Consider the following 24,406-nt stretch of genomic DNA (forward strand, 5'->3'; position numbering starts at 1 on the left):
ACCTTTCAAGTTAGGCGTTAACCACAACGCCACCGTTGGGATGGAGCACCTGTCCTGCCATGTAGGATGAGTCCTCGGAGGCAAGAAACACAAAGCTGGGAGCAACTTCCCGGGGCTGACCGGGGCGCTTCATCGGTACCTGTTGACCAAACTCGGAAACCTTATCCGGTGGGAAGGAGGCGGGGATGAAGGGTGTCCAGATGGGGCCAGGAGCAACGCCATTAACTCGGATGCCTTTTTCTAGCATAGGTTGGGCGAGCGATCGCGTAAAGGCCAGAATAGCTCCTTTGGTAGTGGAGTAGCTGAGCAGACTAGAGTTGCCCTTGTAAGCATTCACTGAAGTCGTGTTAATGATGGTGCTGCCGGGTTTGAGGTGGGGCAGAGCTGCTTTAGCAAAGTAGAACATCGCGAAGATGTTGGTGGCGAAGGTATCGCCCAGACGAGCCGGGTCGATGTCTTCGATGCTCTCTTCCATATACTGGACAGCGGCGTTGTTCACCAGAATGTCGAGTTTGCCCAGTTCTCGTACGGTTTGCTCAACGGCTTCCTGACAGAACTTCTCGCCCCGAATATCACCAGGGATGGTAATACAGCGACGTCCGTAAGCTTCAACGGCTTGCTTGGTAACTTGAGCATCTTCGTGCTCGTCGAGGTAAACAATGGCAATGTCGGCGCCTTCTTTAGCGTAGAAAACGGCAACGGATCGGCCAATGCCACTGTCGCCACCTGTAATCAGGGCAACTTTGCCTTGTAATTTACCGCTACCCCGATAATTGGGGTCATCGTATTCAGGGGCCGGATTCATTTCAGATTCCAAACCCGGCATGCGGTTTTGAGATTGAGGAGGAAGTTTGTCCGATGTAGCGGTCATAATGTGAGCTCCTGTTAAATAGTGTTTTGAAGGTCTGCATGAAGGAGAGTGGTGTGGGACGCATTGCGTCCCACACCACTAAGCTATCTATCTAATCAGCAATTTCAGCGTAATTAGACTTTGGGCTGAAGTTGCTTTTTGGCTTCCTTGAACTGGGTCGCCATTTGTTCACGCTGCTGTTCGCTCAGGTTGCGGCGAATTGCAGGGAACATGCCATTTTCTTCCTGGCTGGTGTGGTGGCTCACCATTTCCCGCAGCTGACGGATACCATCCTTGAAGCGAGAATCGTTGGGGCCAACGGCTTTGATCTGGTTCAACAGAGTTTCCATTTCGGCTTGCTCGTTGTACAGATCCTGGGTGTCGTTCTCACCATAGAAGGAGCGAACCATGGGATATACGGCCTGCTCTTCAGCTTTCGCGTGAACCAGCAGATCGGTGTACAGCTGATTGAACAACTCCAAGCAGCGAGCGCTGTCATTGGAGCCCTTGATTTCGTTCATCAAGGTCTTGGCTTTCTGGTGATCCATGAAGATGACATGGGTGATGTCCATGTCAGACTTGTCGGAGGACTGAGTTACAGCACTACCAACAACGCCGGTCATAGCAGCCAGAGCATCCTGAACGCGGCCCCACAGGCTTTGATCAGGCTCTTGACCTGTCAGTTCGCGGGTACCTACGTACTCCATTACGCCTTTCAGTTGTTCCTGGTGGGCGCGGTTTTCGAAGTTAACGGTGTTGAGAGGGGCGATCGCCTGCTCAACATCTGCCCCAACTAACTGAGCAGCCTTATGAATGACAATACCCGTCATACACTGGCCGTGCTTCAGCAGTTCATGCTGAGTCACTTTGGCATACAGGCTTATATCAGAACCCTGCATTTGCTTCTGGGTTTGATCGATCAGTTGCTGAACTTCGCGCTTAGGGTCAGACTGAATACCATATTGGGTAATAACGGTTTCGATAATGCCCTTGTTCTTCTGGTCATCTTCCAGCATGTCCTGGAGACGCTCACGAAGATGGCTTTCCTGGATCTCACTCAAGAGCCGCTGTTCGTTTGCGATGAGAAGATTTTGAACGGCTAGCATATCCGCCAATTTTTCGGCGATCGCAGCACGCTTTTGATCTGTAAGAGTTGCAGTCATGGTGTTCTCCAACTTCGGTATGAGAAATTATCACTAAGCTTTTTGTGAGGGCTTTCGTGCCCAATACAAACTAACGTTTGCGATTGATGAAAATTATCTACCCGTAGTTGAAGATTTTTAAGGGAAAGTTCCCTCAAAGCGCTAAATTTTTATCAATGGGTCTAATGGAATACTTCAAAGGTTAGATAACGAAGTCAGTAAACAGAGCGAATGGTTTAATACATCAACTCAGCAAGCTCTTGTATATAAATTTAATACTATCATATGTAATAGTGCGGTGTATTATGCCACGCCACTACATATTATGGTTCTTCAACTGAGTTTGATATTATTTCACGGTTTCTGAAGGCTAGATGATTGAATTCATATGCAGCTCTGGATATGTGTTTTGGCGGGCTGATGCATAATTCTAATCATCATACTTTTTGATCTTAATTCGGGTTAATGGCTTTTTCGAAGAGCTGCAAAGCACTCTTCGAAAAAGCCATTAACCCGAACTCAAGTTTTTACTGCCGTACAGTGAAAGCCCATTTGCCACTTGGAGACGAAATGGGCTTTCACTGTACGATTCGACAAATTACTGAGGGATGCCCGCTTGAAAGTTTTGAGTGACTTCTTGAGCCGTTAGCGCCCGGTTGTAGATGGCAACTAATTGAAATTCACCGCGACCTGGACGCAGGCCATCTGGGTCTTTGCTCAGGGCGAGTGGATAGTGCTCATTCCAGTCTGCAAGACTTCTGGCCCACCCTCCTTTGGGTGCTACAAAACTTTTTCTTGCTTGTGGCACGCCATCTATATAAAGTCGTGCATTTCCATTTGCATCCCATGTATAAACAATGTGATTGACCTTCCAACGGTTTAGAAGATTTCCATTCTGCTGAGTAGCAGGGTTGGGTTGAATCACAGTAGCTGTTTTTAATCCATCTTCTGCATTGGTTGTGTTATTAGTTGAGCGCAGACGAGCATGGTAAAAGTTGGCCTGGGTTGTCTGCCACTGCCCCTGTTGCAGCGTGAAGTTGCGATTCTCATGAGCGTTTTGTCCTCGGGCGGCGATAGATAGAATACGGATAGGGTTGTTGGTTTGATAGATGGGGCGATCGCTCCTTGGGCGATACCACACCTCTACGGTCAATTGGTTGGTAGCTTTGACAGCCCGAATCACTTTTGTTGCAGGGCCATTTGTTTGGATGCTGGGGGATTTGGGTACCTGTCCTTTTGGGGGGTTCGATTGCTCTTCCACTGCTAATCCACCAGAGGGTAGCCATACGGCTCGCCCACAGTTGGTGTCTGTGATTTGTAAATGCATTGGGGAACCAACACCCGATACATCTTGCACAGTGGAGCCTCGGCCTTCCTTGAAGGTGTAGAGCACTACGAGATCTTGGATCACACGCGTTACGGCCGTTGTGGCGGTAACCGTTACTATTACTTCATCACTGGCGGTGGTAATTCCGTCCGTGGCGGTTAAGCGTAAGGTATAAACCCCAATTTCTGAAAAGGTGGCTCGGGTGCGTGGGCGTTGCGACTCGAAGGTTGCCTGTCCTGGGCCTTCTACTTTGGCCCACTGAATTTGTAAGGGACGCGATGAGGGCCAGTCTTCGGTTTGTACTTTTCCATCCAGGGTAACGGGGAGGGGGAAGGCAATGCTCTGGTCAGCTCCCGCTCGCACCAGGGGTGATAGGCAGGCTATCACGGTTACATCTTGAACCGCCGTTAAGCAGCCATTACTGACGATGTAGCGTAGGACGTAGCGTCCTGGTTCGGAGAAGGTAGCGGTTATAATATCTGAGCTTTGTGGGGTCGAGGATGGAACGTCTGTAAAGGTGACAGAACCTGGACCGCTGACTTTAACCCAAAAACTATGGATGGTTCCACTTTCTGGAGAACCTAAGCCATCATCTAAGATGTGACCGGAGAGGGTGGCTGTGTTGGGCAATACGACAACACCGGGGGCGATCGCCTGAATCACGGGTGTTTTATTCACCATCACAATCATTTCGTCGCTACCTTCAGCGGCTCCATCGTGAGCCGTCAAGGTTAATATGTAGCGCCCTTTATCGGAGAAGATTGCTGGAGTTTCAGTTAGAGTCGGGTTGCTGAAGACAACCTGACTACCCCCACCCACGTGCCGCCATAGTACCGTAACTCGCCCTGGCGGGTTGGGTAATCCATCATCGGTGACGGTGCCTTTCAGGAGAGCGGCATTGGGTAGATTGACGATCGCATCTGGGCCAGCGTTAACCTGGGGAGGCTGGTTCAGTGGCATTGGCCGGACCAGAATACTGAAGATTTGGGAATCGATGCCTACGGTTACTTCGAAGACATAAACTCCAGCGACAGGGAAGCGAATGGTGGGAATAGCCCCGGCTTCCCACTGGCCTCCGAAGATGGCTTGGCCTGGGCCACTGACCTGTCTCCATGTGGGTTGAATGGTTGGTTGTACCAGAAAGGGTACCTGGGCCTCGTTGGGTAGGGTAACTTCGGTGGGAGGGGTAACCAGTTGTGGTGCCGGAGGCTCTTCTTTAACCAGTACAGCAAACTCCGTTTGAAGGGGATCTGGGTCGTGCTGCACCAGGACTCGGTAGGTATAGCGACCCGGTTGCAGAAATTCAATGGTGGTTTGTGGAAATGATGTACCCGGGAAAGGTAATGGTCCACCATCTTCGCTACTCCAGGTCTGCTGTGAGGGAGGGACGAGCGATCGCCCACGTTCCGAAACCTTTTCAACGGTGAAGGTGGCATAGGAGCCGTCTAGAAATACTTCCGTTGGGCTAATTTCTAACGTGGGAGGTGGCCCTTCAGGCACAACCTTGTCGGTCACCGTAACAGTGACTATTTTCTGTAGGAGTGTAGATTCGTGGGGTACGACGATGAGGTAGGTGTAGGTGCCCGGTTTTAGAAATTGAATCGTAGTCTGTGGAAACGATGGATCGGGAAAGGGAAGGGGGGCGTCTGGGCTACCCTGTCTGGTCCAGGTCTGTTGGGACGACGGTACCAGTGTTCGTGTGTTGCCTTCCACAATCTTTTCAACGGTAAAGGCGGTATAAGACCCATCCAACACCACAGCCGTTGGCGAAACGATTAGACGCCCCAAAATGGTGACCGCAAAGGTGCGTTCTAGACGTGTATCGTTAACCCACGGAACTGAAACTTTGTAGCTATAAGTTCCTGCCCGTTGAAAGCGAATGAATGGGTTGGTGTTAATTTGCTGAGGAACAGGGGCATCACCTACAGGCTCAATGGATAGCTTATTTTCGGGGGGGATTTCTTCGCCATTTAAGCGGATTGTTAAGAGAACGTCTTGTGTCAGATCAACATCGGGTAGCTCAATCTTGGGGGGCGGATTCTGGGAAGGAATAAGATCGAACGTTAGACGGTTCACCATGATTCAATCTTTACAATAGGGGGCGATCGCACAGAAAGGAACCAAACTCAGGTTTGTAGGCTCAATCCTGGTTCTGTCAAACCTCAAAATGGAGCCCATTGACAAACTGCTTCAAGACAGAGAGAACTTCGAATTCCACCTGTGCTATTCCGGAATCTTCTGGAATTTTCTCTGAAATAGTCTTTGCCTTTATGAGAGTTTTCAACAGGTGTGTTTTGGATGAATTGACTTCACAAGAGCCTGCTTTCAGAGCTTGTAGCAGAATTGATTGAGAGCCCCCTTTTACCGTTGCTTTGAACAGCAAAAGGGGGCTCTCGATTGCAGATTGAAAACCCAATTTTGTAATTGTGGCGGGCGAAGCTTGCCGTAATCACAAAACTGGAACATACCCGATATAAGAGATGAATATGGAACGACGTTCTGCATTCATCTCTCGTCCCTCGTTATTTCAGGTGCCGTCGAAGGCTTCTCTATATCCCTCAGGTTAATATTACTAACACTCCCTCACAGGAGCATCGTACTGCGGTATTTTCTCCTGTATAGCTGAAACTTGGGTTCAAGTATGGTACAGCGATCTTCAGCTCCCGATAGTTCACTCGTCTGGTCGAAATTGGGGTTATGGGGGCTGCGGCTGGCGATCGCCTGCTGGCTAATTCTGACCCCTCTCACCTGGGCTAGGAGTGCCTGGGCGCAACCGTCTGTAGCGCAAATTCCTGGGCTACCTGAACTGTCGGGGATGCCAGTCGGTGAAGGGGGGGTAGCATGGCTAATTTGGTTAGGACTGGTGCCTGGGTTAGCACTCATCCTACGGTGGATATGGCAACGGCAACGTTCTGAAGTGCTATCTGGGGTTGTTGGGATAGGTTTTATGTCCGCTCAAACACGGGATCGTCTGCCCCTCACAAATGATTTAACAAATGTTTCAGCTCAGCCAGAATCCCAGGAGTACACCGCTTCAGGTGCGAATGGCAGTATGGCCCAGGAGGCGAAAATCCGAGAGGCTGATAAGCGAGTAGCAGAGTTGGAGGCTGAAGGCGATCGCAACCGCGCAGCTCTGGCAGCGGTCGAGCAAGCATTAGAAACAGCCCATATCCAACATCAAAAGGTTGAAGCTGAGCTAGAGACATTGCGGAAACAACTCCAATCCAGTCTGATTCAGTATCAGGAAACAGAAGAACATTTCCATCACCGACAGGCGGCCTTAATGACTCAGGTAGCCGAACTGGAAGGGCAGCGAACAGCCCTCACAGCCCAGGTTGCGGATTTAGAGCAGCGACAGGAGACACTGAAGGCTGATCATGGCCAGTTACAAGCCGAGGTATTGCGGCTCCGCCAGGTGATACAGGATTCAGAGGCCGGGGCGTTACAAGCTGCCCTGGAGTATGCGGAGGCAGAAACCTTCCGGATGCAGCAGGAAGTGGCTGCTGTGCGATCGCATCTCTCGTTTACCCAAGGAGAAACAGCGGTTGCCGAAGCTGATCGTGCAGCCCTGGCGGAACAGTTGGCAACGGTAGAAACCATCCGGGATGCTCTACGGATAGAGTTGGCTACGTCTGAAGCTCAACGGGCTGAATTGCAAAAACAGGTAGCGGCGGCAGTGGCCGAGCGTCTGGTATTTCAAGAACAACTGTCAGAGGTAGATGGCGATCGGCAGCAATGGCAGGAGCGTCTGTCGGAGGCCGAAGCCTACCGAAGTAGCTTGCAAAAACAGCTGGATGTAGTGGAAGCCCATCGGGTTGTCTTGCAGGACCAGTGGACCACCTCTGAAGCTAACCGAGAGCGCCTTCAGGCCGCTCTGGAACAGGCAGAGAACCATCGAACGGAGTTACACCATCAATTCGAACTGGCTCAAACCGCGCAGGTCGTAGCGGAATCTACCTTGACTGAAGTTCAGCGACAATTGGTGACAGTGCAGGAGGAGCGAGATACGGCGATCGCCCAACTCGCCTCCTTACAGGAACAACTTCAAACCGCTCTGGCTGAACGAACTTGCGATCGCGAAGAGCTGAACCGCTTACGGGGACAACTGGTCACTCTCCAGGCCGAACATGCTCTATCGCCAGAACGGGCAGACCTTCTAGCACAATTGGAGGGGGCTCACACTCTCCAAGCGGATCGGGATGCTCAGATTGATGCTTTACATCAGGCTCTAGAGACTGCTCAGTTCGATAATCTAGTGCTGCGCCGTAGCCTTACTCAGGAGCAAGAGCAGACGGCGATCGCCCGCAATGAAGCCGAACAAGCTCTGAAAATGTTGGAAGGGCTCCAGGCCGACTTGATGGCGGCACGGTTGGAAAGCACCAGCTTGTTAGCGGCAGCAGAGGTGGCGCAGTGGGAGCGCGATCGCCTTCAACAAACTCTGGGCAGTTTACAAGAGGCATTATTGGGTTATCGCCCTGAGCATGGGGTCGAGGTAGATGTTGCCGCACTGAATGAGGCAGCGGCTCAGCAACGGGAGCGGGTGCAGATGTTGGAAGCAGCGATCGCTCGACAACAAGCTGACCAACTTCAAATGGAGGCAATTTTGTCAGATTTGCGTCACCAGTTGGAAGCGGCGCACGTGACTAGAGCCCAACTCGAAGAGGAAACTGCATCCTTACGAACCCAATGGGAGCAAGGCTTAGATCATTACAGTAGCCTGGAGGCCGAATGTACGGCTCTACACCGACAACTCCTCATGCTTCAGGCTGAACGCTGGGTTTTAGAAGCAGATTTCGCAGCGGCTCAGGAGCAAATTCAAAATTTTGCCTTGGAACGAGCTGCTGCTGTTGCAGAACAAGCAGGCTTGCAGGGGTTGACAGTGGCACTGCAAACAGAAAAAGCGGATTTAGAATTTTCTCTGGCTTTGTTGCAGGAGCGTATTGCAGAAGTAGAAGCCGCTTTGGCTGCTGCTGAGAGCGACCGTAAAGCCTTTCAGGAACAGGTACAGCGCTTACAAGGGGAACAAGCGGACTTGCAGAATGAAAAAGCTGACCTGGAGGTAGGGTTGGCGATCGCTCAAACCCAAATTTCTGAGTTGGATACCCTTGCCCTAACAGCGAGTCAGGAACAGGCTGAGATTCTGACAAAACTTGATGGGCTACAGCATAAAAATGCAGAACTAGAAACTGAGAAGATGAATTTGGAACGCGATTATGGTGTCCTCTTAGAACAGAGCCAGATACTTGAGGAGAGTCTAAATCAGGCCACAACAGAACAGCAAAAACTCCTGCAAATTAAACAGTTACAGGAGCAGGAGAAAGTCACTTTAGAAGCAGAAAATGTATCATTGCGCGATCGCTCTCAATATCTTGAATCACAAATATTTCAAATATCGTATGAACGTGATGAATTACAGAATCGCTTAAAATATTTGCAAATAGAAAAGAATAGTTTAGAACAACAGAATTTTACACTCAAAGCTCATTTTGAAGAGATGCAACGGCTTCAAGATGAGTTATCAAAAACACAAACACTGGTAGAGGCGAGCGTTCGCTTACAGGCTGCTACTAAAACTGCAACGCCCACTCCTACCCCTAATACGGCGTCTACAAAGAAAACATCTGGTAAAAAGGCGGAGGTTTCGACCTCTGATCGGGATTCCTTCCAACAGATTCGAGGGATTGGCCCAATTTACGAAAAACGCCTGTACGACGCTGGAATAACTACTTTTGCAGCATTAGTCGCTCAAAGTCCTGAACGAATCCGCGAAATCATCCAATCCAAATCACCGAAAGTTAACCCCGAATCGTGGATTGAGGATGCCCAAAAACAGCTCGGTAATGCAGAGCAAAACTAACCATTGATAGAACCTTTTGGGAAAATTCCTTATGGATGGTTTTCCGTGTAATCCTGCTGTTGAACTGCCGCCAGCCACTGACGTAATAACAAGTAAGGTTAAATGCACACAACAAAAAGCAAGGTGACGCAAAGCGTTACCTTGCTTTTTGTTGTGTGCATTTAACACGACATGATATAAGTCTGGGAGCCACATAGCCTGAAAAGAGTTATGGGGGTCCAGGCAGCCGCTTTGCTGCGAGAACACTCACCTTCGGCAGTGGCTCCAATTTGCGGATTCACTCATCAACCAAGAGACCCAGCCATAAGACCTGTCCCACTTCTCATTTCAGGTCAGACTCTCGCTAACTGGAAAACGATCCATGCTACGAATGGCAGCGATCGCGCTCCGTTTCAACCGCTCAGACACATGGGGCACATGAGGAATCTGGGATAGGAAATCAAGGGTGCGTCGCAGCACACGGACCACATCTCCCTCATCCAAACTGGTGTTGGCGCAGAGCTGTTGCCAATCTACTCCATGTATGGGAGTCGTTTGGGAGGAGGGATCAATTGCAGCTTGCTCTGAGGCAGTGGGTTGTCGCCACACATCTCCCAACACCCACTGTTCCACGAGAGCGATGAAATCGTATTCCAGCCAGACGGGCAGAGCCACCTGATGACGGTTTTGCAGCCGTATCAAGCGGCGGCGAATATCTCGCAATTCCTCCAGGGCTTCTTCCACCTCAATGGATATATTGAAGGCGTTCCACACATCCGGGCGCGATACTTCGGTGACCAGGGCCGCACAGGCAGCAGCCAGTTGGTGCGGTTCCAGGTGATCCAGTTCGCCAGAGGCCAAGGCAAGACCCAGCCATAGCTCGTTATCCCCTCGAATAGCAGCGGCAATTTGTCCCAGTTCTGTAGGAAAAACACGTCCATCCGCATCCGAAGGATGGAGCCCATCGAACTCCCGCAGAATTTCCATGAGCTTGGTAAATTCTTTCCAGTAATACTGGCTGTGCTTGCTGAGCTTGACGCGGCGATCGCGCAACTCATCCTCCAACCGTTGCAATCGATGGAAGCGTTTGAGCAACTGGGTCGGGTTGCCCCACTGCTGCACCGGATGATTCGCTAACTCCCGTTCAAGGGAATCCACCAGGTTTTGCTGCTCCTGTACCTCTGGAGCCGACTCAGCGGTGTGGCTGAGATCAGGAATGAGTGCGGCGACAGCGGCAGATGCTTTATCCCCACTGCGGCTCTGGCCCGGTTTGAGCGGGAGTTCTGGTGGGGGTACCAGATGGTCAGCCTGGGCCAACCGCGGAATTTCGGCATGAAGTCCGACGACGTCGTGAACGGTGACAACATGCCAGCGGTTGTCAGGGGAAAGACAAATCAGGTTGGGAAATTGACCCGAACCGGGTATTTTTGCTACCAGGGTAGCGGCTAGCGGAGTATGGACAGGAACGTTTTTGCCTTTTAGAGAGAGGAGGGTACCGGCGATCGCAAACGGCAACGCCAGCAGCAAATCCCGTGACTGTAGCTCCATCGCCTGCTGCTGCAAAATCTTCAACAGACGGCGCTCCTCTTTCAGTCGCCCATTCAATTTCTCAAATTGCTGCAACTGAGCTAAATCGGCATGGGCAATCTGGGCTTGCTGATGGTCCATCTCCCGTTCTACATCGAGAATGCCCTGTTGCTGCGGTTGCAGGTGAAGGGTCGCGAGATACTGCCCAAAGCTTCGCTCGATCAGTTCTCGGGCTTCATCCACCGTGTGGATTTGCAGCAGGTTCAGCACCATGCCATAGCTGGGAGTAAACTGGCTCACCAGCGGATCTGGACCCACCGTCGCCAGATGAGCCGCCTCCTGTGACCCTTCAAAGGGGGTTTGTACGGTGACGACATGGCCCTGGATGTCCATACCCCGGCGTCCGGCGCGGCCAGCCATTTGCAGAAATTCGGAGGCGGTCAGCAACCGATGGCCGTCATCGGTGCGTTTGGAAAGGCCAGAAATCACCGTGGTGCGAGCAGGCATGTTAATCCCGGCAGCCAGGGTTTCTGTGGCAAAAACGACTTTAATTAGCCCCCGTTGGAAAAGTTCTTCGACCAACACCTTCCATGCTGGCAAAATGCCAGCATGGTGGGCGGCAATTCCCCGATAGAGCGCATCTATTTGGTGTGCGCGGTTAGCATCCGGGTTGCGGGCCAAAAAGTCGTCAATGTGCTCTTTGAGCTGGGCTGCTTCAGCTGGGGAGACAAGGGAGCGGCCGCCCATATCTTTAACGGCGCGATCGCACCCCCGGCGGCTGAAGATGAAATAGATCGCCGGCAACATATCCGCCTCAGCCAAGCGACTGACCACCGAGGAAATGGTAGGAGCTTCTTGCCGCTGAGGTTTGCCGTTTTTGCCTTTGTTATTCTTGGCGCGCTTTTTAAGACTGGGGTTGATCGCCGTTTTGGTGTCGTTGAGCAGCCGCACAATGCCATTGGGATAAACATAGTGGAACTCTAGGGGCACCGGGCGGTAGTCGGAGTAGATCAACTCCGTAGGCCCATGTACCTGGCGAATCCAGTCCGTGAGTTGCTCGCTGTTGGCAATGGTGGCCGACAGCGCCACCAGTTGAATTTGGGGCGGGCAATAAATAATGGATTCTTCCCAAACCGTGCCGCGTTGGCGATCGTTCATGTAGTGGCACTCATCCAGTACCACGGCCTCCAGCCCCTCTAGAGAGGTGCCCATCTGGCCAATGGGGGTGCCATAAAGCATGTTACGAAAGATTTCCGTGGTCATGACCAGAATGGGGGCATCCCGGTTGATGGAGGTGTCGCCTGTGAGTAGCCCCACGTTATCTTCACCATAGGCATTACGGAAATCACGTAGCTTCTGGTTTGACAGCGCTTTGAGCGGCGTCGTGTAAAACACCCGGCGCCGTTCTGGGGAGCCTGCTGCCGCTAGAGCTTCATTGTGAGCCAGGGCACGCAGGATGGCATATTCCCCTATCAGGGTTTTACCGGACCCTGTGGGGGCGCACACCACTACCGATTTTTCGGCATTGAGAGCCTCGATCGCCTGCAACTGGAAGTTATCCAGCTCAAAGGGGAACCACTCTCGTACGTTGAATTCAGCCGTTGGAGAAGATGTATTCACTAAAGTTCGCTATTCTCCGTTCAGTGCCATCATATAGCAGATGATATTTTCAAAGGTTGGTTGACCTTCTAACGTCCATTTTGGTGCATCAAGCGAAATTCAGGGCAAGTAATCGCCAAAGCACTGTTTTTGATGGAAGCATGAAGTCCTGCTCTGAGCATGGCGATCGCCCAGTGGCAAAGGCTTTAATCGAAAAGAAGCGTCAGTGTCTAGATGTCCGCTCCACAGGAACTTCGAGACGATTGCTTTGTCCTGTGTAGCAGTGCAGCTACTAGGCGGGGAATTTCAATGGCAATAGGGCAACGGTTGGATCAGTTGAAATCTATGAAGCAGATTTTTTCAGGGGAGCTACTTTCATGGTTGTGGCTGGGCAAAAAATCGCCCAGGCTCTTTTCACGGTACTGGCCTGCTCCAATACAGCGTTTGTGGAACAACGGCATGGCAGGTTTGCTAGCGCTGTTGCTGATGCTGGGGCTGCTGCAACTGGGAATTGGAGATTCGCTTGAGAATCTGACCTATGACACGCTATTTCAACTGCGAGGTTCGGTGCCCTGGAGCTCCGATGTGGTGGTCGTAGAAATTGATGAGTCGCGCACTTCAACGGAAGGACAGTTTATGGGGTCGCGCGATCGCCTGGTAGGGCTGCTTAATATTCTGGCCCAGGGAAAACCTAGCGTCGTTGTCCTTGACCTGTTGCTGTCGGAATCCACACCGTCTGATGGGGAATTGGCAAAGGCTATGGGGCAGTTTAATCGCATGGTGCTGGCCCAATCTTGGGACGAAACCGGCGCTCAAATTCCTCCTACATCGAAGCTGCGAGAGGCCGCCTGGGCCATCGGGCACACCGAACAACAGCGGGAACTGGATGGATTGGTGCGAAAAATTCCCCTGAAACGAAACGGTTTACCTGCGCTGTCAGTCGTGGCGATGAGTGCCCATCAGGGCGATCGCAGCCTGCAATTGCCCGATCGCCTCAACCGCCCCCTGTGGATTAATTGGGCTGGGCCTGCCGACATGGCCCCCCACTATTCTCTGCTCGATATTCTCAGTGGCAAGGTATCCCCTGAAGTGTTTGCCAATCGCATCGTGGTGTTGGGGCTGACGACCCCTACTTTAGATGCCCTGCAAACGCCCTTCGACCGTGACCCACCTACCAGTGGCGTTTACTTACAGGCCGCAGCTATTGGGAACCTCTTGCAAAATGACGATCTAAAACGCCTGGGTGCAGGTTGGATTGTACTGATTTTGCTATTGGGAGGGCCAGGGCTCAGCTGTTTGGTCAGCCGTTGGCGAGTTGAACGCTTGCTGTCTTTTTGGGCAGCCCTGTGCCTCAGCTGGGGCCTACTGGGCATTTTTTTGTTTCACTGGGATTATTGGATTCCCATTGCGATGCCGCTGCTTCTGCTAACGCTAACCACGGCGGTCGTTACCCTCAAAGAACAACTGCGGGTCAATAGTCTGTTGCGCCAGAGCGAGGAGCGTTATGCCCTGGCGGTGCAGGGCTCCAATGGTGGTTTGTGGGACTGGAATCTGCAAACGAATACGATTTTCTTCTCGCAGCGATGGAAGGAAATGTTGGGGGAAGAAGGGGATGGGGTAGACGATCGCCCAGAATCCTGGTACGAACGGGTGCATCCTGATGATTTAGCCCCACTCCAGGCTAGTATTCAGGATTACCTGGAGGGCAGGCGAAGCGAGTTTGAAAATGAGCATCGGCTCCGCCACCGGGATGGTTCTTACCGCTGGATGCTTTGCCGAGGGGTAGTGGTGCGCGATCGCCACGGCAACCCTTATCGTATGGCGGGTTCGCAGCTCGACATCACTGCCCGCAAAGCGGTTGAGGAGCAGCTCTGGCGTAGTGCTTACTACGATGATCTAACGGGATTGCCCAACCGCGCTTTTTTCCTGGATCGGTTGAAGCGAGCCATTGTGGCAGCTGAGAAGAATGCGCTCTATGTCTATGCCGTGTTGCTAATGGATGTGGACCGATTCCAGGTGGTCAATAACAGCCTGGGCAATGACATTGGTGACCAGTTATTGGTGGCGATCGCCCGGCGCCTCAAGGGGTTTTTCAATTTGGAGTCGGTGATTGCTCGTCGTTCGGGCGATGAATTTATTGTGCTACTGGAGAATGTAGAGCATCCCGGTGATGCAACTCGGACGGCCGAGCAAATTCAACAGATCCTGTCCCTGCCGTTTCACCTGGATGAACACGAGGTTTATATTACCGTCAGCATTGGCATTGCCATTAGCTCGACCCGGCATAAAAACCCTGAGCATTTGCTCCAGGATGCGGATACCGCCATGTATCGGGCGAAGGCAAAGGGTAAGGCGCGCTGCCAAGTGTTTGATCCAGACATGCACAGCCGTATGCTGGCCCGCTTAAAGTTAGAAAATGACCTGCGCCGAGCGATTAGCCACGAACATCGCTGGGTCGAGGATCTGGAGGAGGAGGGCAACCAACATCAAGAGCTCATGCTCTACTACCAGCCCATCGTGAATCTGGCAACGTCTCGCATCCTTGGCTTTGAGTCGTTAGCCCGCTGGCACCATCCCACCATGGGTTTTCTTCCCCCCAGCCGATTTATCACCATGGCGGAGGAAACGGGGCTGATTATTCCCCTGGGCTGGTGGATTTTGCGTCAATCCTGTCGGCAGATGCAGGTCTGGAAGAATCAATATCCCGACCTGCCACCTTTAACCATTAGCGTGAATCTAGCAAGCCGACAGTTTTCTCTTCCCAATTTGACCCACGAGATTCAGAGCATCCTGGAAGAGACTGGACTGCCCCCCTCTTGCCTGAAGCTAGAAATCACCGAAGGCACCATTATGGATACAGGACAGGGCGTCATCAATGTTCTGAATCAGCTGCGATCCCTCGGTATCCAGCTATCAATTGATGATTTTGGAACCGGTTATTCTTCCCTCAGTTATCTATCGCGCTTTCCCATCAACACCCTGAAAATTGACCGCTCATTTGTCTCAAAAATGGATCTGGGCCAGGACAGTGCTGAGATTGTGCGAACGATTGTCACGCTGGCCCATAACCTGGGCATGGATGTGACCGCCGAGGGGGTTGAGACGGAGGAGCAGCGCCGCTACTTGCTTGAGATGGCGTGTGAGTCGGGGCAGGGTTACTACTTTGCCAAACCGTTAGACACGGATACAGTCTCCGAGTTGCTGCAGCAATGTTCGCCTCTGGATTGCTCCGTTCAGCGACAAAGCAAAGGATAGGGGAGAGGCGGAGCACCGCTCTGCCTCTTTCCTTGAAGTACAAAGAAAGGGATAGGGTGTGGGATGAAACATCCCACACCCTATCCCTTTTGTACCGAACCAATTCACACTGGGTTGTATAGCTGCGGGAGATTACGAACGGGTTTCTTCATAGGCGAGGGTGGAAATCCCTTTTTGCTCAGTGCAGCCTGTGACAAAGAACTCCACACTCACTTTGCCAATCTTTAGTAGATCGCCATCCCGTAAGGTCTGACGCTCCATCTTGTCGAGGCGTCGAGTGTTAACCCAAGTTCCATTTCGGCTACCCAGGTCGGTAATAAAAAAACCGTTTTCGGGATGATAGTTCAAGATAGCGTGGCAACGAGAAATAGAGGTATCTGGAATGCGAATGGCACAAGTTGAACTGCGGCCAATGGCCCATCCCGAAGATACGGTTGTAATTTCTACCTGCTTTAAGCAACTCAGGTTAGTGGCTAAGCAAACGCCTTGAATGGCTTGAACTGCCTGAATGAAGTATTGGCTAGCTTGACATCGGCGCGCTGCCTGGCAGACCCAATGGACTAAGGGGGCCATTGAATCATTAGAGGTGTTGCTGTCCAAATTCAACATTTCTGAGCTATCTACAGAAAATTCCAGGAAGTCATGCGTCAGGGTGTGACCAAGATTGTCATTATTCATGAATTTCAGCTCTGGAATAGGAGGTCAAGCAAAAAGCACAAAGGCAGGGCAAGCCTGTGAGTACTCTGGCGACAGGAGTCTTTTAGGTCCTAGTAGAAGCGATCGCCTACTTTGATCGGCGAAAATTACCCTTAAAATCCAGAAAAAGCAGTAGCATCTTGTGCTGGATGTCGTAGCAGCGAGCTTTATGGCAAATTGGCCCACTACTGTTGGGAACAGGTCAAATGTGAGGAGTTGTGAAGAGTTGCACCCACTAACCGGAGATGAAGATCCGAGAAGACCCTGTAGAAGAGCAAGTTTACCTATGGCCCTATTAATTCATTTTTATAACAATTCGGCAAGCAGTGACATCCGGTATTTTATTGAACTTTTACATAGACTATAAACAAATTTATTTCTTGCAAGAATACTGCTATTTGCCATCTGTTATTAGCGGTGAAATCCTTACCCCGTCTTGGGAAACAATGATTTTATAATTCAAATCATTCATACAAATAACAGTAATTCTTGGGCGAGAACTATTTAGAGCAGTACTCCAGAGAATTTTTGAGATCCTTGATTCTGCGTAGACGAAGTATGGGGAGAATCGAGATCTTAAAAAATCTTCAGAGTATTGGTTTAGAGGATTAACCACGGGAAATTTCTAACCTCCCAAGCCTTAACCCCATTGGTGTTAAGATTTGGGCTAGAGTTTTTCCGGATTGCCCCATTACTCTGCCATTGTTTCGCTAATTCTACGCTGGGTTACTAAGGTTTATGAGGTCGTATTTGGCTGCCGCTGTACAAATGAATAGTGTTCCTGACGTGGGCCGCAACTTGGCTCATGCTGAGGATTTGATCGATCTAGCGGTTCGCCAAGGGGCCGAACTGGTGGGTTTACCTGAGAATTTTTCATTTTTGGGGCTTGAAAGTGACAAAGTCACTCAAGCCCCAGTGATCGCTGAAGCCAGCGAAAAGTTTCTCAAAACTATGGCCCAGCGCTATCAGATCACCCTGCTGGGGGGCGGTTTCCCAGTACCGACGGAAACCTCTGAAAAGGTTTTTAACGTTGCTCTCCTGATCGGCCCGGATGGGCAGGAACTGGCTCGCTATGAAAAGGCCCACTTATTTGATGTGAACCTGCCAGATGGCAACACCTATCAGGAATCAAAGAGTGTGCAATCGGGCAAGCAATTGCCACAGGTGTATCCCTCCAAGGAGCTCGGCCACCTTGGATTGTCGGTTTGCTATGACGTGCGTTTTCCGGAGCTGTATCGACACCTATCGCACATGGGAGCTGAGGTGTTGTTTGTTCCCGCAGCGTTCACTGCTTATACAGGAAAAGACCACTGGCAGATTTTGCTCCAGGCCCGTGCCATTGAAAATACCTGCTATGTCATTGCTCCAGCCCAAACTGGAAAGCACTATAGCTTGCGACAATCTCATGGTCACGCAGTGATCATTGACCCGTGGGGATTGGTGCTGGCTGATGCAGGGGAAGAACCGGGGGTAGCGATCGCCTCCATTACTCCCAATCGTTTAGAGCAAGTACGTCGGCAAATGCCTGCTCTTCAACATCGGGTATTTGGCTAATCTTTGCTCTGTCGCATTAGTGGATGGAGGATGAAATACGCATCCACTAATGCAGCTTTATTTGCTAGCAAGATAAACATTGGTGCGATAAGCCATATGAATCTGGCGATCGCCATTCTCATCTAGCTCCGCCCATTGCTCAAATAGATAACGGAGGCGATGCAGCATGTGCTCGTGGGCGTCTCCTGATTTGGGAACGTAGGAGGCACTAAGACTGAGGCCGATCAGTGCGTCGTAGGTCATGGGGCGGAGCCAGTCGAAGTAGTGGGTCTGGTAGTTTTTGAACTGAAGGGCATGGGCCAGAGCTTCAGAGGATTTATAGTCTGTAATAACTTTGATCTGGCGATCTGAAGCATTGCAGATAATGGCTTCATAGGATTCGGTGAAGCGATCAATGGGTTTGCGCTCGTTCCACAGTAACGCGACTCGGCCACCGGACTTGAGGATCCGGTGGAATTCTGCAAGCGCTGCCTCGGCCTTGAACCAATGAAAGGCCTGGCAGCAGGTGACAAGGTGGACACTGGCATCCGGTAAACCTGTCGCTTCGGCGGTGGCTGCTCGGACGGCAACCTGAAGGTGGGGTTCTGTCGCGGCGCGCATAGCAGCGTTGGGTTCAATAGCCCACACGGTCAGACCGCGATCGCCCAACAGCCGAGCAGAAATCCCAGTGCCTGCACCAATATCGGCCGCGATCAGGGTGGTGGGATCGCCTAAACCACGGAGCAGGGTGGCGATCGCCTCTGGTGGATAAGTGGGGCGATAGCGGGCATAGTCTTGAGCGCGATCAGAAAAGCGCCCCAGAGGATTTTGCTGGTGCAGGGGAAGCAGGTCAGGAGTCATAGGTCAAAGCCTTGAGACAGGGGTAATATCTAGTGCAAAGGAGATTGCTCAAGGATATCAGTGTCTCCGTTATGGATTCATCATGTTGAGCTGGGCCGTTTGTATAAAGGGCGTTTTGAGAGTAAAACCAGTACTGCTAATCGCAACATTATCGAACGTGGTGTGCGATTGCTGACGCTGATAGGTTGGATGCTGGCTTAAATAAATGCTGAGGGTGTGGGCGACATCTCCCCGCGTCAAGGGTTTGTCGGGATCGAGGCGGAGGTCTTCGCTTACATTGACCCACCCTTTAGATATGACAGAGGCCAGAGATGGCTTGGCCCAATCCGGAACCTCTCTCGCATCGGGGAAGCGTTTCAGAATTATCTCAGCTTCCTGGGGAGAAGGCGGAGTGGCTCCGTAAGCCTGGGCGATCGCAGCAAACCCTTCGGCACGGGTTACGGTTTGGTTAGGCCGGAAGTTCCCACCAGGGTAGGTGGTCATGACTCCTGTTTGTATAACGCTTTGAATTTCTAAGTAGGCCCAGTGGTTGGCAGGAACATCATTGACCGATTTTAGTTGATGGGAAAGTCGCACATGCGACGATTGGCGATCTTCAACATCAAAGGCCTCAACCAGGATGGCCGCTAGTTCAGCCCGAGTGAGCAGTTTATTCTTCTGAAGCTTATTACTCACTGACTGACGTATAGTTCCAGCGTCAACAAAACTTTGTTCTGGTCTGGATTGAAGTGGCTGACCGACTGTTGATGCGATCGCCAACATTAACGTCAGTATGGCGGCTTCGCGGAAGCGTCCCATCCTCACATCCTCTTTCGATTTCGTCAAGATTACAGCAGGATATTCAACGGCTCAGTCCGTGAATTCATCTGTTTTCATCCAACTTGCTTCGGGTGACGGTTGAGCCTCCGGGAAGTTCCTCAGAAAACCGACCCATCAAACTCGTCTTATAGGAAAGATTGAACTTAGTTGGACTCCAGAGTTTAAATAAGCTGACTTTTTGAGAAGGTGCTTGTAATCAAATGAAGTTGAGTTCGAAACCCAGAAGGGTTCTGGTGCCTGATGTATCCAAAAGACGAATTCAAATCTTTATCAGGATATACGCTCAGTCTGGTTGCGGGAAAAAGCTTGGTACAGTTATCGCTGAGGAATCCCATAGAAATCCCAACTGAGCTCCTGTTATTACCCACGTTTTAGAAGGTTTTACCAGGATCTACTTCTCCCCTGCAACCTTCCATAACCTCTATAACTGTTGGTTTTGCCCAGCTTTTTAGCCCAAAAAACTGTCCCAAGACTTTGTATTTCTGTAGGGCCGATTATCCCTAGCAATTTAGCGGTGTGTCAGTTCATTATGAAACTCATAATTCCAAAAGATAGACTCACTATGATGCAGTTAAGTCTCTTAATGAGATCCAAGAATTATGATGTGACATTGAGGTCGGCCAAATCGCTGAAATGCACAGATTAAGGGTGTAATTGTTCTTCTATCACATGGATAAGGTGTGGGAGAGAGGGCACAAGGTGCCCTCTCTCCCACACCTTAAATTTTTTGTCTTGAAAATAGACTCATGAGTATTATTTTTGGTCTTTTGGCAAGATGCATGAGACTTACGTAAATTGAACATCCTTAGAATCTATCTTTAATCTCCAGGGTAGACCCAGGTTCCTATCATGAGTCTCATTTGATATTTGCAAACGTATTTATAATCTGTCTTACAACAAGATTTTGCGTATTATTTTGAGTCTAGTATATAGAATTTTAAGTCTTATAATTGGACAAACTTCATAATGAGGTTATGAACGGAATTGTCTTTTTTTGAGACACATATTTCTATTTTGAGTCTAGTGATAGGCTCCTTTGTCTATTTTTAAGACTCAAATTGTGTTGCCAGAATAAGCTGCGTTTAGGCCAGAGAATTTTTTCAGAAGACAAATAGGTTGCCTAAGATAGGGGTAGGGAAGCGTCTGGAGTGCCCAAATCCCGGGTTTTTCAGTGATGACGTTGCTTCTTCGTGAGGAAAGTTTATGAAAATTGCCAATGTTGTTTTGGGGTTGAGTTCTGTGGTTCTGATGCTGGCTGGGGTGGTGGCATATCCAGCTTCGGCCACTGATCGTGAACGATTGAGATATGGAAACGGGTCTTCAAATTTGTTGGCTCAGGATGATTTTCCTCAAGAGCTTTATCAACAAGATACTGAAGCCTATGAGGCATATGCCAATGGTGATTTGAAGCGAGCGGAAACGCTGTTGCGAGGGCTAATCGAGCAAGAACCTCGATTTATGCCAGCCTATGAGCATTTGAGTATTGTTTTAGCGAGCCAGGGGTTGGTTGATGAATCCATTGCGCTTCTGCGGCAGGCGATCGCCATCGACTCCAAGTATTTACCGGCCTACGCTAATCTTGTGTTTTTGCTTACAGAAACCGGACAGTTAGCAGAAGCAATCACAATGCAGCGCGAAGTTGTAGCTCAGCTTCCAGATAATGGGACGGCTCATGCTATTTTGGGAGATTTGCTGCGGGTGCAAGGGGAGACTTCGGAGGCTCTGGAAATTTTGCGGCGAGCTGTATCCCTAGAACCTACAAATTCAGAACACCATCGTATTCTTGCCAATACATTTGATGATCGAGGGGAATTTGCAGCGGCAGAAGAAACCTATCGACAGGCGATCGCCCTTAGCCCTGATGATGCAGTCCTCCGGTTTGATTTAGGGTTATCGTTGGAGCGTCAGGGTCGTTTAGAGGAAGCTCAACAAGAGTATCAAATAGCCACTGAACTTGACCCTTCATTTACAGAAGCCCAAAGTGCTTTGGAAGAGGTTGAATTGTTACTACAAACTCAACCAAACTAACGCCACAGTATTAAAACAAAAATCCCGCAGAGGCAAGCTCGCGGGACTGATGGTAGCCAAGAGAAATTTCGTTTTTATCTTTCGTTTTTATCTGCTGTTTATATGATTTGTATCTTTTCACTTTGTCTCTAGAAGTAACACCGCGAGATTACTGCAAGTGCTCCAAGCGGAGCTATAGATGATCCGTAGAGGTGCGTAGAAAAGGTTACAAATTGGCAACCGGGGGTAGATATCAGGAGAGGCAGGCTGCAACTCAGCAGTTGCTTTGCACTACCAAGGGCTCACGGATGGGCTAAAAACGAGCCTCAAAATTTAGTCCAATTTTAGTCCAGGCCAAAAGACAATGCTATGAAACCCTTACACAATAGAGAATCCATCCCCATGAATAGTTGCGTATACCGCAACTATTCATGGGGCCGTAAGTCCTCCAGTTTAGAGGTCTAGCCCTGGCTAGAAGGACATGGATTTTTCTTCTGGGGGCAACCGATCTCTGCTCTAGGAAGAGCTCCTAAGGGCAATCGTCATAATTTTTTTTCAGATTAGAACCCTTTAAAGAGTCATCTTTTAGAGAGCCATCACGGCCGATTGAAGGTGTTTATTCTTTAACTGCACCAGGTTCAATCTCTTATTTGGAAGAATGTTCTTAATGGCGTTTCTTGCAACAGATGTTCAGCTTAGATACTGTTTTGATAAATTGTGTTTGTGACCGGGCTCTACTTTTTGAGGGATGCTATAAATCGCGATCGCTGCAAAACTATTTACATCCCAAAAATAGTCAAGAGATTTATTGCCGCAGCTCAAACTGCGGCTTTTTTTTGGAATTTTTTGCGATCGCGATAAGGCTTTACTCCAGGAGGATGTTTTAGGGGGTGCTTACTGAGACACTATCTTTCATTCAAGTCAGCTAGCGTGTCCGCCGTATGTCTACCGGCGGTTTTCTAAACTTATATCTTGTACCTCTTTAAAGCCCAAACCGAGAGCCGTTGTTTTCGTCGCCAAGCGACGAAAACAACGGCTCTCGGTTTGAGTAAACTTAGCCCTATATAAGAGGGGGGGGGCGAAAAGTACCCTTTTCCTATTTAGGGTCAAGTGTATCTACTTCAAAAAGCTGCTTGAGGCTTGGTTACAGGAGTTGATCCTTCCTACCTAGCAACGAGAAATTAGCTTCTGCAAACGGTTTCTATGACGAGCTCATTATCTCTAAATAACTGAGCACGGCCTCTAGCGTCTTATACCCAATGCGACAACCGCTATTTAAGTTGATGAGGGTATAAATTTGGCCATCCTCAAGAGTACCGACAACTAGCCGATATCCAAGCTTTGTAGCCGTAACAAAAGCAAGAGCGGTTGAAGCATCCATTTATAAGACCTTAAAAGTAAAAATATTCAAGGCTCTACTCTATGATCTTAAGCTCATACATAGATTTATATCTTTGTATTTTCTTATACCGATTACAAAAATCTCGTATTTGTTCCCAAGACACTAGAGCGTGCTTCGAAGCTGGCAAAAGGGGCATTTCGTCTGTTTAGCGCACAGAAAATTGGCCTTTAAACAGGCCCCTGTACCAAGTAGCAGAGATCATTCATGTCTGACGGTGAGACACGGGACAACTCCACCATCAAATATAGGCAAACTCTTCCTTTATCTTAAATCTCAAGATGAGATTTAAATTTATTACATTTAGACTCATTTCAATACCAATTAGACTCAAGTGAGGATATTCTAATATACCTAACCTGAGTTCGGGTTAAGTGTGTTTTCGAGTGCCGCGCAACGCGCGGCACTCGAAAACACTCATTTTGGCGTGCGCTTTGCGCACGCCAAAATGAGCACTTCAGCTTATCCCGAACTGAGGTTACCTATTTGTAAGCAGGAGGGCATGGAAGCCTCATCCCCATGCCCTCTGTACACAATACGATCGCGCTCCCTTAAGCGTTGATTGCAGTAGGTATAGCTATAGCTGGTAGATTGCTATGAATAGTGCGAGCAATCAACCGAAGTAGTGACTCGTGTAGCTGAAAATTGGATGGGTCAAGGTAGTGATTAACCTCCCATAACGCCTCAGTCTCCAACAAAGTAAACTTTAAGGAGTTGGCCTCTAAGATTGCAACGTGTTGGGGGTCAATGCAGAGCCGTTGAGCGATCGCCCGCAAGTACAAATTCTCGCGCTCATTTAAATGTCCATCTGCTGCTGCCATGCGGTAGCCTAAGCCGAGTAGTAACAGACGCTGAGGCAAATCTAACGCTTCTGCCAGAACAAGGAATAACCGGGGATTCAAGTAAATCTGATGGCGCTTGATTCCTAAAATTAATCGGGGCAGCAGCCGATGGCAAGCTGTATCGGTGTCAGCACACACTCCCATAAGCTGGTGTAGGTGAACCATTTCTTCTGGGTCAATGACACCATCCATCATCATGACTCCCGACATAAGAGTCACACTAGCCGCAACAAAAATCAGATTCAGAGTCGAGTCCTCTTCAGATAAGGGTTGCTCGGTTAGATGAGAGAGTAATATTTGCGGAGTTACATTGAGTGGCAAGGAATCCATCAAACTGGGTGTCATAGAGCGTTGGTTGTGGAGTGATACCGTTTTTAGTGCCTGCACCCCAACTCAGTACAACATCTACCAAAGCGGTGAAAGCTTGAAAAACTATCGACGAGTCTGTCGCTGAAGGTAATTCTTCGTCAACGTGAGAATCCGCAAGTTTATTGATACTTTAAGCTTCTAGTAGGCTGCGGCCTAAGTTCGCAACCTATGTTTTGTGTGGGGTGCGAAGCACCCCACACAAAACATAGGTGATGGATTTCTGCCTCAGCGTACTAGTGGGTCATCTGGCGTGAGTATTGCCATTTCAGGTGGAGCATTTCAGGCCACCAAGGACTGGGTTACAGCCCCAGACCCTCCTAATCGATGCTTAGGTCGTTTAGATC

At 49.8% G+C, this 24,406-nt stretch carries 12 protein-coding genes; 4 read left to right on the forward strand and 8 right to left on the reverse strand.

Features of this window, described 5'->3' with window-relative positions; translation table 11 throughout:
• Positions 1-10 precede the first annotated feature (10 nt).
• The 3 genes from H6F91_RS07865 to H6F91_RS07875 all read right to left on the reverse strand — a co-directional run bounded on the left by H6F91_RS07865 (position 11) and on the right by H6F91_RS07875 (position 5,398).
• A complete protein-coding gene (locus tag H6F91_RS07865) occupies positions 11-871 on the reverse strand; it encodes an SDR family oxidoreductase (RefSeq protein WP_190770539.1) in 861 nt (286 codons plus the stop codon).
• A 113-nt stretch (positions 872-984) separates the two neighbouring features.
• The gene (locus H6F91_RS07870) at positions 985-2,013 is read right to left on the reverse strand and encodes a hemerythrin domain-containing protein (RefSeq protein WP_190770540.1); all 1,029 of its coding nucleotides are present in this window, start codon (positions 2,011-2,013) and stop codon (positions 985-987) included.
• Between the two features lie 577 nt (positions 2,014-2,590).
• Positions 2,591-5,398, reverse strand: coding sequence for a LamG domain-containing protein (locus tag H6F91_RS07875; protein WP_190770541.1), 2,808 nt, complete (start codon positions 5,396-5,398; stop codon positions 2,591-2,593).
• Between the two features lie 562 nt (positions 5,399-5,960).
• Here H6F91_RS07875 and H6F91_RS07880 point away from each other — a divergent pair.
• On the forward strand, positions 5,961-9,176 hold the full coding sequence (locus tag H6F91_RS07880) for a hypothetical protein (RefSeq protein WP_190770542.1): 3,216 nt from the start codon (positions 5,961-5,963) through the stop codon (positions 9,174-9,176).
• Between the two features lie 327 nt (positions 9,177-9,503).
• Here the strand turns inward: H6F91_RS07880 and H6F91_RS07885 are convergent, their stop codons facing one another.
• The gene (locus H6F91_RS07885) at positions 9,504-12,302 is read right to left on the reverse strand and encodes a DEAD/DEAH box helicase (protein WP_190770543.1); all 2,799 of its coding nucleotides are present in this window, start codon (positions 12,300-12,302) and stop codon (positions 9,504-9,506) included.
• A gap of 438 nt (positions 12,303-12,740) precedes the next feature.
• On the opposite strand from H6F91_RS07885, the gene H6F91_RS07890 reads away from it, so the two are divergent.
• Positions 12,741-15,536, forward strand: a complete 2,796-nt coding sequence (locus H6F91_RS07890; protein ID WP_190770544.1) for an EAL domain-containing protein — start codon at positions 12,741-12,743, stop codon at positions 15,534-15,536.
• Positions 15,537-15,668: 132 nt separating this feature from the next.
• Here the strand turns inward: H6F91_RS07890 and H6F91_RS07895 are convergent, their stop codons facing one another.
• Positions 15,669-16,214 (reverse strand): FHA domain-containing protein, encoded by a 546-nt coding sequence (locus H6F91_RS07895; protein ID WP_190770545.1) that lies wholly within the window; start codon positions 16,212-16,214, stop codon positions 15,669-15,671.
• A 756-nt stretch (positions 16,215-16,970) separates the two neighbouring features.
• Between H6F91_RS07895 and H6F91_RS07900 the strand changes: the two genes are divergently transcribed.
• The gene (locus tag H6F91_RS07900; RefSeq protein ID WP_190770546.1) at positions 16,971-17,786 is read left to right on the forward strand and encodes a carbon-nitrogen hydrolase family protein; all 816 of its coding nucleotides are present in this window, start codon (positions 16,971-16,973) and stop codon (positions 17,784-17,786) included.
• 57 nt (positions 17,787-17,843) lie between these two features.
• On the opposite strand, the gene H6F91_RS07905 is transcribed toward H6F91_RS07900, so the two are convergent.
• Together H6F91_RS07905 and H6F91_RS07910 are read right to left on the reverse strand one after the other, a co-directional pair.
• Positions 17,844-18,626: a class I SAM-dependent methyltransferase gene (locus H6F91_RS07905; RefSeq protein ID WP_190770547.1), complete on the reverse strand. Its 783-nt coding sequence runs from the start codon at positions 18,624-18,626 to the stop codon at positions 17,844-17,846.
• A 69-nt stretch (positions 18,627-18,695) separates the two neighbouring features.
• Positions 18,696-19,424, reverse strand: a complete 729-nt coding sequence (locus H6F91_RS07910; protein WP_190770548.1) for an S-layer homology domain-containing protein — start codon at positions 19,422-19,424, stop codon at positions 18,696-18,698.
• A 1,224-nt stretch (positions 19,425-20,648) separates the two neighbouring features.
• On the opposite strand from H6F91_RS07910, the gene H6F91_RS07915 reads away from it, so the two are divergent.
• Positions 20,649-21,473 (forward strand): tetratricopeptide repeat protein, encoded by an 825-nt coding sequence (locus H6F91_RS07915; RefSeq protein ID WP_190770549.1) that lies wholly within the window; start codon positions 20,649-20,651, stop codon positions 21,471-21,473.
• Positions 21,474-23,402: 1,929 nt separating this feature from the next.
• Here H6F91_RS07915 and H6F91_RS07920 read toward each other — a convergent pair.
• Positions 23,403-24,038 carry a TerB family tellurite resistance protein gene (locus H6F91_RS07920; RefSeq protein ID WP_190770550.1) on the reverse strand — a complete coding sequence of 212 codons (636 nt, stop codon included), beginning with the start codon at positions 24,036-24,038 and terminating at the stop codon, positions 23,403-23,405.
• Positions 24,039-24,406 lie beyond the last annotated feature (368 nt).

The organism is Leptolyngbya sp. FACHB-8, from assembly GCF_014695575.1.
Lineage (GTDB): Bacteria > Cyanobacteriota > Cyanobacteriia > Elainellales > Elainellaceae > Vacuolonema.